At 42.0% G+C, this 15,749-nt stretch carries 7 protein-coding genes, 2 tRNA genes, 1 rRNA gene and 1 pseudogene; 3 read left to right on the top strand and 8 right to left on the bottom strand.

Annotated elements, in window-relative coordinates:
* Window positions 1-165: 165 nt before the first annotated feature.
* From DS737_RS15055 to DS737_RS15080, 5 genes are all read right to left on the bottom strand, one after another.
* Window positions 166-241 (bottom strand) — tRNA-Ala (locus DS737_RS15055).
* Window positions 242-311: 70 nt separating this feature from the next.
* A tRNA-Ile gene (locus tag DS737_RS15060) sits at window positions 312-388 on the bottom strand.
* A gap of 59 nt (window positions 389-447) precedes the next feature.
* A 16S ribosomal RNA gene (locus DS737_RS15065) occupies window positions 448-1,985 on the bottom strand.
* Between the two features lie 523 nt (window positions 1,986-2,508).
* Window positions 2,509-4,482, bottom strand: a complete 1,974-nt coding sequence (locus DS737_RS15075) for a BCCT family transporter (protein ID WP_005092474.1) — start codon at window positions 4,480-4,482, stop codon at window positions 2,509-2,511.
* 277 nt (window positions 4,483-4,759) lie between these two features.
* Window positions 4,760-5,356, bottom strand: coding sequence for a TetR/AcrR family transcriptional regulator (locus DS737_RS15080; protein ID WP_004637514.1), 597 nt, complete (start codon window positions 5,354-5,356; stop codon window positions 4,760-4,762).
* Between the two features lie 85 nt (window positions 5,357-5,441).
* On the opposite strand from DS737_RS15080, the gene DS737_RS15085 reads away from it, so the two are divergent.
* A complete protein-coding gene (locus tag DS737_RS15085) occupies window positions 5,442-6,650 on the top strand; it encodes an oxygenase MpaB family protein (protein ID WP_004637513.1) in 1,209 nt (402 codons plus the stop codon).
* 55 nt (window positions 6,651-6,705) lie between these two features.
* On the opposite strand, the gene DS737_RS15090 is transcribed toward DS737_RS15085, so the two are convergent.
* A complete protein-coding gene (locus DS737_RS15090; protein ID WP_113997854.1) occupies window positions 6,706-8,421 on the bottom strand; it encodes a cation acetate symporter in 1,716 nt (571 codons plus the stop codon).
* A gap of 1 nt (window position 8,422) precedes the next feature.
* Window positions 8,423-8,754 (bottom strand): annotated as a pseudogene (locus DS737_RS15095) (DUF485 domain-containing protein).
* A 186-nt stretch (window positions 8,755-8,940) separates the two neighbouring features.
* Between DS737_RS15095 and DS737_RS15100 the strand changes: the two are divergent.
* Together DS737_RS15100 and DS737_RS15105 are read left to right on the top strand one after the other, a co-directional pair.
* Window positions 8,941-12,432, top strand: a complete 3,492-nt coding sequence (locus DS737_RS15100) for a hybrid sensor histidine kinase/response regulator (RefSeq protein ID WP_162784532.1) — start codon at window positions 8,941-8,943, stop codon at window positions 12,430-12,432.
* A gap of 373 nt (window positions 12,433-12,805) precedes the next feature.
* Window positions 12,806-13,564 (top strand): hypothetical protein, encoded by a 759-nt coding sequence (locus DS737_RS15105; RefSeq protein ID WP_113997856.1) that lies wholly within the window; start codon window positions 12,806-12,808, stop codon window positions 13,562-13,564.
* Window positions 13,565-13,609: 45 nt separating this feature from the next.
* Here DS737_RS15105 and DS737_RS15110 read toward each other — a convergent pair whose 3' ends face one another.
* Window positions 13,610-15,706 carry a TonB-dependent copper receptor gene (locus tag DS737_RS15110; protein WP_113997857.1) on the bottom strand — a complete coding sequence of 699 codons (2,097 nt, stop codon included), beginning with the start codon at window positions 15,704-15,706 and terminating at the stop codon, window positions 13,610-13,612.
* Window positions 15,707-15,749: the final 43 nt, after the last annotated feature.

The following is a 15,749-nucleotide window of genomic DNA, read 5'->3' on the forward strand; positions in this document are numbered from 1 at the left end:
CTAGTTCTCAATTTCATTCTTTCGAATGAATTGAGTGAACAATTTATTTCAGACTCAATTCTACTAATCTGTTAATGATTAACTACAGCCTCGTCAGCTTGCAGTAAACTGTGATAAATCACAGAAGTTAATAAGCTTTAACTTACTAAATTCTGTAATCTTTAGTGGTGGAGACTAGGAGAGTCGAACTCCTGACCTCCTGCGTGCAAAGCAGGCGCTCTACCAACTAAGCTAAGTCCCCAGCTTTAATCATAATGAACGACATATCTTTTAATCTAGCAGCTTGTGATTATTCATCACTTCGTCAGTAGTGGTGGGTCTGACAAGACTTGAACTTGTGACCCCACGCTTATCAAGCGTGTGCTCTAACCAACTGAGCTACAGACCCTCAGATACATCTTCGAAGAACAACTTGTTGTGGATTCTTACCGGCCATCAATCTTTCGTTAAGGAGGTGATCCAGCCGCAGGTTCCCCTACGGCTACCTTGTTACGACTTCACCCCAGTCATCGGCCACACCGTGGTAAGCGTCCTCCTTGCGGTTAGACTACCTACTTCTGGTGCAACAAACTCCCATGGTGTGACGGGCGGTGTGTACAAGGCCCGGGAACGTATTCACCGCGGCATTCTGATCCGCGATTACTAGCGATTCCGACTTCATGGAGTCGAGTTGCAGACTCCAATCCGGACTACGATCGGCTTTTTGAGATTAGCATCCTATCGCTAGGTAGCAACCCTTTGTACCGACCATTGTAGCACGTGTGTAGCCCTGGTCGTAAGGGCCATGATGACTTGACGTCGTCCCCGCCTTCCTCCAGTTTGTCACTGGCAGTATCCTTAAAGTTCCCGGCTTAACCCGCTGGCAAATAAGGAAAAGGGTTGCGCTCGTTGCGGGACTTAACCCAACATCTCACGACACGAGCTGACGACAGCCATGCAGCACCTGTATGTAAGTTCCCGAAGGCACCAATCCATCTCTGGAAAGTTCTTACTATGTCAAGACCAGGTAAGGTTCTTCGCGTTGCATCGAATTAAACCACATGCTCCACCGCTTGTGCGGGCCCCCGTCAATTCATTTGAGTTTTAGTCTTGCGACCGTACTCCCCAGGCGGTCTACTTATCGCGTTAGCTGCGCCACTAAAGCCTCAAAGGCCCCAACGGCTAGTAGACATCGTTTACGGCATGGACTACCAGGGTATCTAATCCTGTTTGCTCCCCATGCTTTCGTACCTCAGCGTCAGTATTAGGCCAGATGGCTGCCTTCGCCATCGGTATTCCTCCAGATCTCTACGCATTTCACCGCTACACCTGGAATTCTACCATCCTCTCCCATACTCTAGCTGACCAGTATCGAATGCAATTCCTAAGTTAAGCTCAGGGATTTCACATCCGACTTAATCAGCCGCCTACGCACGCTTTACGCCCAGTAAATCCGATTAACGCTCGCACCCTCTGTATTACCGCGGCTGCTGGCACAGAGTTAGCCGGTGCTTATTCTGCGAGTAACGTCCACTATCTCTAGGTATTAACTAGAGTAGCCTCCTCCTCGCTTAAAGTGCTTTACAACCAAAAGGCCTTCTTCACACACGCGGCATGGCTGGATCAGGCTTCCGCCCATTGTCCAATATTCCCCACTGCTGCCTCCCGTAGGAGTCTGGGCCGTGTCTCAGTCCCAGTGTGGCGGATCATCCTCTCAGACCCGCTACAGATCGTCGCCTTGGTAGGCCTTTACCCCACCAACTAGCTAATCCGACTTAGGCTCATCTATTAGCGCAAGGTCCGAAGATCCCCTGCTTTCTCCCGTAGGACGTATGCGGTATTAGCATTCCTTTCGGAATGTTGTCCCCCACTAATAGGCAGATTCCTAAGCATTACTCACCCGTCCGCCGCTAGGTAATGTAGCAAGCTACACTTCCCCGCTCGACTTGCATGTGTTAAGCCTGCCGCCAGCGTTCAATCTGAGCCATGATCAAACTCTTCAGTTTAAAATCATTAGTAGCTTATGGCTACAAATCTTGGCTCATCAATTTTCTGACATTAATTTCTCAAATAAACTTCGAGTAATTTCTACCATTCAATCAATGAAATATTTTCGATCGATTAACCAGTAAAAATCCACACAAGTTGTTCTTCTATTCTCTTAATGATCTTCTCGATGATTCGTCATCATCAAGCTAGGTCGGCTATATTACTCTCAATCTCTTAAAAGTCAACAGGTAATTTAGATATTTTTAAAACTTATCAAACAACCCAAAAATCTAACCACTAAAGCCAAATCCTTGTTTATCAACAAGTTTTTATCCGCATCACCGCCGATGGATGTGCATTCTACAGCATTCACAACCCAACACAACCCCTTTTCTTATTATTTCCTTTTGCATGCTTCTTTTTTCTACAAAAAAGGCGAGTTTGTCTATTTTATCCACAAAAATATGATTTTTTTCTCGTTCTGAATGAAAAAAGATGCCCGTATTGGACATCTTTTTTATTTTGATTGATCGATTAGGCTTAACTACGGACCACATTGAGGAAATATAAGTGCCGCTCATATTGATCAATAATGTCTTGGATCAAATCTTCTTGTGTCCAGTCCATCACATCATAATTTTGACCACCTTCTCGTAGAAATACTTCAGCTTGAAAGTATTCTCGGTCTTCATCCTCAGCCTCACTTTGCCCCAACATAAAACTAGGTGGCGTGGTTTGATGTGAAAAAACCGTATATTCAAAATTAATTTCCTGATGGTGATCCACACGTAAGCGTAAACCTTGTTCGGTTTCATCAATACTGACTTGTAATTTACGGCGTTTAAATTCAGCTTGTACAGCCTCAAACGCTTTTCTTACTTGTGTCGCAATATATTGCTTGACCTCTTCTTCAGTATGCGGGTAATGCATGATCAAACCTAAACGTTGCTGCCAACTGCGCGGGTTGTTCATCGCTCGCGGTGTTGTTCGTGCCTCAGTCAACATTTTGGCTTTGGTCGCATCAAGATTTAATGCTTTTAATAAACCCCAGCTCATCAGCAACATGATTAACGCAAATGGCAGTGCACTGACTAACATTGATGCCTGCAAAGTTGATAAACCACCAACCAACAACAAACAGATCGTCAGTGTTGCAATCAGCACCACCCAAAATACTCTTTGCCATGCAGGCGTTTCCTCATTTTTGGCAGTTAAATAGTTCACCACTAATGCACCTGAATCGGCTGAGGTCACAAAGAAGAGTAGAACCAGTATCGCAGCCAATAAGCTCATGACACCAGAAAGCGGCAAATGATTTAAAAACTCAAAAAGAGCAACTGATGAATCTTCTTGTACCATTTGCATCAAGGCAATATTGTTTTCTTGCATGATGCTAAACAGTGCGGCATTCCCCCAAAATCCCATCCATACAATCGTGAAGCCTGTTGGAATAAGAATGACCCCAAGAATAAACTCTCGAATGGTACGTCCACGGGATACGCGAGCAATAAACATCCCTACAAATGGAGACCAAGCAATCCACCAAGACCAATAAAATACGGTCCAACCACCAATCCAACCTGTTGACTCATAAGCCTGAAGATTAAAGGTCATCACAAATAGATTTGAAAGGTACTGTCCAGTATTTTCAACCGTAGTACGTAATAGATGTAATGTCGGTCCAACTAAAAAAACAAAGGTAACCAAAACGACAGCAAGGATTAAGTTCAGCTCAGATAAGCGTTTCACCCCCTTTTCTAGACCTGCAAATACAGATAAAGCTGCCAAAATACTGACAAAAATAATCAGCATAATCTGTGTAGATGTGCTTTGATCAAGACCAAACAAATAGTTTAAGCCTGCATTGACCTGTAACACACCAAAACCTAATGAAGTCGCAACACCAAAAATCGTACCAACGGTCGCAAAGGTATCAATTGCATCTCCCCAACGCCCATAAATACGTTTACCAATAATCGGATATAAGGCAGAACGTGTTTTAAGCGGTAAATTATGACGGTAAGCAAAATATGCCAGTGATAAACCTACCAACGCATAAACAGCCCATGCATGTACCCCCCAGTGGAAGAAAGTAATTCTCAATGCCTCTTTGGCTGCTTGCACTGTTTCAGGATCACTATTTGGTGGGGTTACATAGTGCATAACCGGTTCAGCCACACCAAAGAACATCAGTCCGACGCCCATACCTGCAGTAAACAGCATCGCAAACCATGAACCCTTACTATAGTCTGGCTGACTATGATCTGGGCCTAGTTTAATATTGCCACTTGCAGAACAGGCGATATAAACCAAAAGAACAAGAAAAATCGCCACACATAAAATATAGAACCAACTAAAAGAATCGGTAATCCATTGTTTTGCTTGGGCAGATAAACTCTCAAAAATACCAGGGGTAAAGATTGCAAACGAAAGGAATACGGAAATAATCAATACCGTGCTAAAGAAAACATTTCGGTTGACGTTGGACAACCAAGATGATGTTTTGGAATGCATATTTTCTCCATACTATTCTAATAGCTATTGCGTCGCTTCGGCACACTAGAAGACGGAAAGTGAATAATTAAAAACGTCTAAACTATAAAAAAACTCATCAGAGTTTATAAAAGGAATTATCAAAGCTGTGGGTACAGAAATGATAACTTTCCAATAAAAAACCACTATGTCGGTTATTTTTTAGGGTAACAAAGAATGTACTGAACACCTAATCATCAACCACTTTGCTCACCAATACACTACACATTACTGTGCGTTGATAATCACAATGTGACATTTAATCCGTCGTTAAAAAGGCAATAATCATTTTCGCTAATTCTTGTTGAAGTCTTTGTTCTTCAATTAAAAATGTATTTTTACTGGCATAACGCATCATGGTAAATAAAGTACTATTGATAATCACAAAAGATTTATGCTTTAAGGTTTCAAAGTCCCACTGGGGATAATATCGCCCAAACAAATACATCCCTATTTCTAGAAAATGTTGTTCCAAAACCTGAGCTGCTTCAGACTCACTATAGGCATGCCAATTTTTTAAAATCTCAATAAAAAAGCCTTGATCAGACTTTAATGTTTCGAAACCAAAGGCAATGCTTAATGTGATGATGTCTTGAATAGAAGCTTGCTCTTGCAAGACCACTAACTGTTTTAAAGCTTGCCCCAAATTTTCACTTTTACGTAATAGCAACTCGGCAATAATTTGCTCTTTATTTTCGAAGTATTGATAAATCGAGCCAACACCAACACCTGATTTTTCAGAAATTTTAGGCGTGGTGACCTGTAGCACCCCATGCTCAGCAATGCATTTTTGAGCACCCTCTAAAATACTTTCCACAATCATTTTGGCACGTTGTTGCTGTGGGCGTTTTCTCATGTACAGCCTCGATTTAAATGCGAATTGAATGCGAATATTTATTCGTATTAAGCTTTGATTAGATAATAATCTGAGGCGTGATGCAATGCTAAATCTAAATAAACCTAAGCGTTTGGCTTCCTATGAAAAAATGGTCCAATCCAGTATCACCAGCAAAGTATTAAGTTATTTAGTTAACCAAGACATACAGCCAAATTATGACGAATATCTGGCACTCAATACAGCATTACAAAGTGGTGACGAACCAATGGATCAAGTGATGCAGTGGATGTTGCAAAACCCCAAACTACACCGTAAGTATTTTGAAACTGCACTTTATGAAGGACTCGATAAACTCCCCCATAACATTCCAGAGCTTACTGATTTTTTTCATTTGGTTGAACAAAAACCAGTTTGGTATGAGCAACATAAAATTGACGCTGCAATCAAATTTACCTATCGACTAGGTATCAATAATGGTTTGATTTTAAGAGATTTATCATTAATGACAGGCTACATGTATCCTGGATTTAATCAGCCATTGATTTTGACAGGTGCATTAAAAAAACAAGCTGGCACTCGTCTTGCTGAAACCACGAAATGGTGGGTGGATATCACTGAACCAGATGGCTTTACACGTTTTGGTAAAGGTTTTACCTCAACGATCTACGTTCGTTTCATTCACGCTCTGGTTCGCCATCAACTGAGAAAATCAGAAAAATGGGATGCTGAAACATGGGGTCTTCCAATCAATCAATATGACCAAGCAATGACCAATATTGCATTTAGTGGCGTGGTTTTAATTGGTATCCGCGCTCTCGGTATTTTCCCAAATAAACAGGAAGTCGATAGTTTTTTACATTTTTGGAAATATGCAGGCTGGTTAATGGGAATTGAAGAGAAATGGCTGGTTGATCAAGAGCGTGATGGTTGGAAACTCATTTACTGGATGCAGTTTGCTCATCCTAAATCTGATGCGAGCAGTATTTCACTGGGATCTAGCCTTTCCAAAGAACCTTTTGAACGTCAATACCGTTATTTACGTACTTTTCAACAGAAACTCGCCTATAAACAACATTTAGAAATTACCCAGTTTTTTATTGGTCGTAAGAAAATGAAACGCCTTGGTTTAGATGCTCAGTCTGCGTCATGGTTTGCTTACTATCTGATACTTCGTAATCTCACCCTCTATACCAGTGCCAAATATATTGCGCCAATCAACCAATTTCTTGAACGAAATGGACGACAACTACAGAAAACGGGGCTGTCGTTATATCGAAAGCAATCACAACAACTTGCCAGTATGCATCAATAACAATTGAAAAAGCCCTCAATCAATTGAGGGCTCTATCTTTATATCAACATGTTGATTAGTGATCAGATGCACCTGTAGCACCCACCCCAGTCATTGAACGAACATACTGTGCATCAAATGCTTTACGCTCTTTTTCAGCACGTGCTGACTTATCCGTTACAGAGAAGAACCAGCAGCAGAAGAATGAGAGTGGCATCGCAAATAATGCTGGACCGTTGAATGGGTTTGGTGCAGTGTCAGAAATACCCAACGTATCAACCCAAACAGCTTTAGAAAGAATGATGAGGCTGACCGCACCAATCAAGCCTACTAAACCACCGATAACTGCGCCACGTGTAGTCAACCCTTTCCAGAACATAGATAACACTAAAATCGGGAAGTTTGCACAACATGCAACCGAGAATGCTAAACCGACCATGAATGCAACGTTTTGTTTTTCGAATAAAATACCAAGTACCATCGCAAAAATAGCTAAACCTAAAGTTGCAATTTTTGACATACGTAGCTCAGATGCAGGCGTAGTTTTCCCTTTTTTGAATACGTTTGCATAAAGATCATGTGAAATCGCTGATGCACCTGACAGAGTTAAGCCAGCAACCACTGCTAAAATTGTGGCAAAGGCAACCGCTGAGATAAAGCCCATGAATAAATCGCCACCGACGGCATCACTCAGATGCACCGCAGCCATGTTATTCCCACCCATCAACTCTAACTTTCCAGTGACTGCCATTTTTGCAACATCAAGGAATTGCGGGTTGTTGGCAACAAATAGGATTGCACCAAAACCAATGATAAAGGTTAAAAGGTAGAAGTAACCAATGAAACCTGTGGCCACTACAACCGATTTACGTGCTTCTTTCGCATCTTTAACGGTAAAGAAGCGCATTAGAATATGTGGTAAACCAGCCGTACCAAACATTAGCGCAAGACCCAGTGAAACAGCATCAATTGGATTTGCTGTCAACGAACCAGGACTCATAATTCTTAAAGCTTCATTCCAACTTAAGTTATGCGCTTGACCATAGGCCTCAATTGCTTGATTGAACATATTGGTAAAGCTGAACCCAACACCTTTCATCACCATAAAGGCCATGAAAGTTGCACCGCTTAGTAACATCACTGCTTTAATGATCTGTACCCATGTCGTCGCCAACATCCCACCGAACATGACATACGCCATCATCAGTAAGCCAACAATCACTACCGCAACATTATAGTTCAGACCAAAGAGTAGTTTAATTAACTGACCTGCACCTACCATTTGTGCAATCAGATAAAATGCAACCACCACCAATGAACTCATTGCCGCAAGAGTACGTACAGGTTTCTCTTCCAGACGGAAAGACACCACATCTGATAAATTATATTTACCTAAATTACGTAAACGCTCGGCAATTAAGAACAATACGATGGGCCAACCGACCATAAAACCAAGTGAGTAAAGGAGACCATCGAAACCTGACATGAAGACCATGGCAGAAATACCCAAAAACGATGCGGCAGACATATAGTCACCAGCAATCGCCAAACCATTTTGGAAACCGCTAATACCGCCACCCGCAGTATAGAAGTCTTTAGCAGATTGAGTTTGCTTTGCGGCCCACTTGGTAATGAATAGCGTTAAACCAACAAAAATTGCGAACATGATAATCGCATGCCAGTTGGTTGCTTGTTGCTCTGCCGCGCCCAAATCAGGTCCTGCAAATGCAATACTTGAACAACAAAAACTGATCACGGCGAAAAGTTTTGCTGTAAATGACATTCCTTTCATCTTAGTGCATCCCTTTTTCATGCGTAATCGCCTCAACTTCCTTGAGTGCTTCTTCGTTTAATTGATCAAGTTTATTATTGGCAATATAGGAATAGACACCACATAATAAAATGACAACACGATGATGCTCAAACCAAGGGGGATACCTACAGTGGTTACTCCTCCGCTAAATGAGCTTCCTAAAAATTCTTTGTTGTAACCGACCAAAAGCATAAAACCGACATAGATAAACAGCATAATTCCTGTGAGCGTCCAGCTTAAGATGCTTTTCCTTCTCACCATTTCCTTAAATTTTGGATTTCGTAGAATCTGATCTACTTGTGAATCATCCATAACCAACTCCTTATTTTTGTGTCCGACCATGGACCCCTTTTTCTCTACGGGATTCTTCACTATCCAAGTTAGCAAGTTTATGATGATGCCGTAACTTAGACTTTGGTCGCTACAAACGCATTGATACGCATCTCCAAGCCCGTGCTTCGGGTATGATAAAAAATGGAATTTGATCACGTGAGCAATATGAACAGTTGGCTTATTCTTGGCATACTCGCACTTTATATTGCGCTGTTATTTGGTTGTGCTTTTTTTGGAGAAAAACACGCCAGTCGCCTCAGTGCGCGTGGTCGAATGCTGCTATTCAGCCTGACCTTAGGGGTATATTGTTCATCTTGGACATTTTACGGAGCAACAGGTGCAGCTGTCCGTGATGGAATCCTGTTTCTACCCATTTATCTTGGGCCCTTATTATTTATTTGGTTTGGTTATGATATTTGGAAACGTTTAGGACGTATCCGACAATACCATTCCATTTCTTCCATCGCTGATTTCATTGCTGCTCGCTACGGCAAAAGTGGTCGTTTGGCAGCCTTAGTAACGATATTGGCAGTAATCGCGATCGTACCTTATCTCGCCCTTCAGCTCCATGCGATTGCCTTAAGTGCGGCAGTAATTTTAGAACCCAACTCACAAATTCATACCACGACCAACAGTGTCTTGATGCTTACAGCGCTGTTAGCCATTTTGGCAATGATTTTCGGAACACGTCATATTGCAAATACTGAACAACACGGTGGGCTCATGCTTGCCGTCGCGTTTGAATCTTTTGTCAAATTGTTTGCTTTACTCTGTGTTGCTGGATTTTTCTTGTTGCAGTCCCCTGAAAACATTAAACAGGTCAGCCATGATGTATCGCAGCATTTTTATAATGTACAGCAACTCGGCGTACCTGAAACCTTCTGGGTTCAAACTTTACTTGCTGCCCTTGCGATGATTTGCCTTCCACGCCAATTTCATGTTGCTGTTGTTGAACTTCGTGATGAAAAGCATATTCATGGCGCACGACTCTGGTTTGCCATCTATTTAATTTTAACAACACTCGCGATCATCCCTATCGCGAGTTGGGCTTTAAATGCCCTTCCTGAATCATTGGGCACCTCAGATATTGCTGTTTTAGCATTACCACTCAGCTATCAACAAGATTGGCTGGCTCTGTTAGCTTTCTTGGGTGGTTTTTCCGCATCCACAGGGATGTTGCTGGTTGCATCAGTCGCACTTTCCATCATGCTGAGTAACGATTTGATTATGCCTGCACTTTGGCATTTCAAAGTGATTTCTCGACATGATCCTCAGCTCCCCAAAGTGCTTAAGCTAACACGGCGTATCAGTATTCTGAGTGTCATGTTACTTGGCTTTTTATTTTTTAATTTCTTTAATGATATTAATCAACTTTCAGTATTTGGTCTTTTAGCATTTAGTGCCGTAGCACAATTCGCACCTTCTCTCATCGGCGGATTATATTGGCGTGGTGCAAGTCGCCAAGGGGTCTATGTCGGGTTGATCGTTGGTTTTTTCATGTGGAGTTATACTCTACTTTTTCCGACCTTATTACGCAGTCTGCCTGAAGATTATCAGAACATTGCCCAACATATCTTACTGTTTGGGCCGTTTGACATTCATAGCCTCCGCCCTGAAGCGCTACTCGGTTTTGAGTCGTTTGCGCCATTAACACACGGTGTGCTTTGGTCTTTAGGATTGAATCTCATTTTATATATCTGGATTTCAAGACTTTACCGTCCAAGTATTGCCGAACAAATTCAAGCCGAAAGCTTCTTTTACTATGAAACCAAACCCGTGGCTTCTACACATGCAACTGTAGATCTGAATGACTTACATCAAAACGCAGCTCGACTCAAAGTTGGAGACTTATTGGCACTTGCCAAACGCATTACGGGAGAACGACCAACCAACCAAGCCTTCCAACAATTCTGCGAACAAAACCACATTGTTTTAAATGAAAATCATGTCGCCAATGGTATGTGGTGGCGGTTCACTGAACAATATCTCGCTGGCATTATTGGAGCAGCCTCTGCACGAACTTTATTGACCACAGCACTCATCAATAATGGTTTGGCCTTGGGACAAGTGGCCAATATTTTGGATCAGGCCTCACAATGGCAACGTTTTAATCAAAACCTGTTGATGACCATGATTGATCACATGACACAAGGTGTAAGCGTGGTCGATAAAAATATGTGTTTGGTTGCTTGGAATAATCAATATTTAAAACTGTTTGATTATCCCAAAGATCTGGTTTATGTCGGTTGCCCGATTGCCGATTTGATTCGTTATAACGCAGAACGTGGTGAATGTGGCCCCGGTCCTGTTGAAGAACATGTACGTAAACGCCTTCACTGGATGAAGGTTGGAAGTGCACATGAGTTTGAGCGAATTCGTAAAGATGGGCGTGTCATTCAAATGCGAGGCAATCCGATTAAAGGCGGTGGTTTTGTCACCACCTTTGCAGATATTACAGCCTTCCGTACCAATGAAGCGGTACTCGAAGAACGTGTGCATGACCGAACCCAACAGCTTGCAGATGCACTGAAAGAACAGCAATTAGCACTCGAGCAAGCCGATAAAGCGAATCAATCCAAAAGCCGCTTCCTTGCCGCAGCCAGCCATGACTTATTACAACCTATGCATGCTGCACGGTTGTTCAGTACTGCATTAGAACAAAGCGTACATTCAGCCGAAGACCAACAAACACTGCAACAACTCGATCGCGCCTTATATGGGGCTGAGAGTATGCTGTCTGCATTATTAGATATTGCTCGATTGGAAGGTGGGACGATTCAGCCTAAACGTCAAGCCTATGCCCTGCATGATTTACTCAGCGATCTTGAACTGCAATTTAAATCGATTGCCGCTCAACGAAAGATTCAGCTCCATGTCCACGATACAAAATTTTGGGTCGATACGGACCCACAATGGATGCGACGTATTATCCAAAACTTTGTCAGTAATGCACTGCGTTATACTGCCCAAGGTCGTGTCGTGGTCGGTGTTCTACGTTCAGCTCAGCGTCCACATCATATCCGGATTGGTGTATGGGACACAGGTCCGGGCATTAATGAACAACAACGAATCAAACTTTTCCAAGAGTTTGAGCGCTGTGGACATACCTCACCTTGGGGAGAGCAAGGACTAGGGCTTGGCTTAGCAATTGTCCAACGCATGACTCATTTATTGGATTTTCCAGTCTATGTGTACTCTGAGTTAGGCAAAGGTTCCTGCTTCATGATCGAAGTGCCTTTGGCAGAAGCCAAGAAACCTCATCTCGCACCGACACAAAACACGGCGCTACAGCATACTGCTTACAAGGTACTGTGCTTAGACAATGATGAAAACATACTAGAAGGTATGCGCACACTGCTCGGTAAATGGGGCTATCAAATTTTCACTGCCACCGAACCAGTTGAGGCACTTAAATTGATTGAACAAGAAGATATCCAAGTCTGGTTGATCGATCAGCATTTAAACCATGACCAACTCGGCTTAGATTTTATTGAGCAACATCGACCTACCCATGTACCAGTTGCGTTGATCACCGCAGATTCAGATCCTGAATTACCGCAACGACTCAAAGAGCAAAATATTGTGCTACTTCGAAAACCATTGAAACCCGCTGCTTTACGTGCATGGCTATCAGGATTAAAAATTATGCCGATGTAATCAATTCTGTGAACTGATTAGAGATTTCTCTTTGGTCAAAAGCGTAATGTCTCAACAAAATAGCAATATATTTTGAAACATAGGCGTAAAACACCAAAATAATTAGATTTAGCTGATGATTAAGTGACCAAAACGCTCAAAGCTTTTTTGACTATGGCAAAAATGTTCACTTACATTACAGAACATTTGTATATTTATTTACAATTTAACATCCTATTGTTTTTATTAGACTTTAACTACAAAAATAAACATATAAGACTTTAGTCGTATTCTACTTGCTTTCTGAATAACGCATAAATTTATGCGAATCAAGAGGAACCTAGGTTCATGTTTCATGGGTTTCTCATCATTATTATCAGAAAGGACATTGAACATGAATCAGCAGCCCACAAAAGAACTTCGTTCACAGCAATTTTATCGCCAATACAGTGCCAATGCGTTATTGCCAGAATTGGACTGGAAAGCGATTTTTGTACAAAATAAATTAAATGACGCGCATATACGTGCACTTGATACGCTTTATCAAACAGCAATTCCTTTGGCTTTAAAGGTCTTTGATGAATTGAATTTTGATGTATTTGCACCTGCTGCTTATCAGCCTCAGGGACTTGGACTGTTTGAAAAGCTCGCTCAACAGGAAGAATTGTTTTTAAATACATTAGAAACTGAATCAGCACATCTCGATGAAGAAACACGATATCAAATGTGGAGTATGTTATTACGTGGCGGTGCGGTGCTTGTCTTTAAAGCATGGCTTGGTCATGTCAAAGTAGGGGCTAACCAACTCGATCGTACTCAATTTGATGAGCTTTCAGATTTATTGTTCATCAAAACACGCCCTGAACAATTGGCACAACATTTAAAAATTCGTAGCAAAGCTGAATTCGGACATATTTTCTTGATGTATGAAAATGATGTATTCCTAGATCATTTTAATAGCTTAGAAACGGCTGCTTTGTTTGTTGATCTGGGCGTTTATGATGCTGCATTCTTAAGTCTACGTGATGATCGTGTCGCCGAATATCTCAAAGCCAATGGATATGTCACTCAAGGACAGATTGATGACCTACAATGTGCACTCAATCCGTTGTACTGCGATAGCTTAATGCCAAAACAAGATTGCTTGGCTTAAATGTAAAAAAACAAGGTGGAAATATCCACCTTGTTTTTTTGTTGCTTAGAACTTCATGCTCATGCGCATCCAATAGTTTCGTCCAATATTATTGAACTGTTCACTGGCACCATAACCAAACATTGAAGCGCCTGCTTTATTAAGATGTTCGGCATAAGTTTTATCTAAAAGGTTATCAATACCAACCGAAACATCCATTGCCTTGGTTAATTGATAACTACCGTTCACTGCTAATGTATTGAACGCTTTGCTTTCATTCATATCATAACCCACCACATTTCCTTCATTTAGGCTGATACGATTCTGCTTAGCGACCACACGCCACAATAACCCCAAGCTATACTTATCCTCAACATAACGAAGATTAATACGTCCTTCTAAAGGTGCAATTTGTGGCAAGGCACGATCATCAGAGGTATTTTTTCCCCAAGCATACATGGTGGATACATCCACTTGAATCTGATCATTAAATTGGTAACCTACACCCGCTTCTGCCCCAGCAATCGTTGCATCCACATTACGCGCCAAAGGCTGTCTCTTAGCTGGTGTATTATATTCCAACAAAATAAAGTCTTTGATTAAGCCTGCATAAGCAGAAGCCCAAGTGTTCCATGCACCATGTTCTGTTTGAAAACCAACATCCAGTTGTGCTGTCCGTTCATTTTTGAGATTGTTTAAATTATCAAGCATACGATAGGTAGTTTTCCCCTTCATATCGGTTGCTCCAACCCCACGATTTGTTGAAGTACTATATAGCTCCCAGAAATCAGGGCTGCGTTCAACATAACCCAAGCCTGCATAGGTTTTTACACCATGTTCAGGTACAGCTTTTTCGATACGGATAAAACCACTTGCCAATGTATCACGGCGATCTTTACCATTTTTTAAGTTATCAATTTTGACTTGATCAATACGTGCGCCTGCAACTAGCTTTTGGTCAGAATCAACATTGTAGGTCCACTCGCTAAACCCACCATAAGACTGGAATTTTAAATCTTCAGCATAAGGTGAATTCATTGACGGCATGGCATACATCACCATGTCCCCACCATGTTTATTATGCTGTGTGTCTACGCCTGAAATGACACTAAACTTATTCCAATCAGTTGTTACGGCGAAACGCGTATTTAAGGTCCGGCGATCAACACGCATCGACATTTTGTTGGGTACAGTCATGTCCATACCATGCATTTCCATTGTCGTCATGGGTGGTGTACGCAGGCTAAAATTATCCATGATGTGATCGTTATAACTATAATCCACTTGAGCTTCGATCTTTTTAATCACCTCATTTAGATTCTTTTGTTCAGCATGTAAACCAAGGCTTTCTCGTTTAAATTGCGAACCATCCATACTACGGCCTGCATAGGCTGCTTCGCCATCTCCCTTACCAGCACGCAGTTCCAACCATGAATCCTGTGTCGGTTTCCAACCTAAGGCGAGATCAGCATTCCAACGCTCCCAGTTAGAATGAACGGTTTGATCATCACCATCTTTATAGTTGTCGGCTACAGAGCGATTGGCATTCAAACGTGCATATTTCGTCTCATCCCCAATTGCGGCTTCGACATTATGATCTAAACGTCCATATGACCCTGTCACCACACTCGCCTGCCCACGATAAGGTTGATCTTTGCTGAGACTCTCTGGTTGACGCTCAAAAATCACCGTGGCAGCCGAACCTGGTGTTGCATACCGTACCGTTTGTGGTCCTTTAATCACGGTAATTTTGTCAAAGCTTTCAGGCTGAATATAAGAGGTTGGGGCATCCATACGACTCGGACATGCCCCTAGATTTTCACTACCATCAACGAGCATTTTAATCCGTGAACCAAACATTCCACGGAACGTTACATCACCATTGGTTCCCCCATTTTTAATCGCATTAAAACCCATAATGCTTTGTAAATAATCTGCCCCATCTGTTGCTGGCACAGGTTGGATGGGCTTCTTCGGATCGGCCTGTACCACCAAACCATTGTTTTGATTGGGTTGTTGTGCGGTGACGACAATCGGTGCAAGTATCACTTGAGCCGTTTGAGATTGTGGTTGAACTTCAGCATTTGCCCATACCATCGCGGCATTTGAGGCAGCAAGAATCGCAACCGTTAATGGTTGTAATAAAAATTTAGGTTGAGCCATGATTGGTCTCTCTTAAAAACATAAGTAAAACTGGGCTAGAGTT

The sequence above is a fragment of the Acinetobacter haemolyticus genome, from assembly GCF_003323815.1.
Classification (GTDB): domain Bacteria; phylum Pseudomonadota; class Gammaproteobacteria; order Pseudomonadales; family Moraxellaceae; genus Acinetobacter; species Acinetobacter haemolyticus.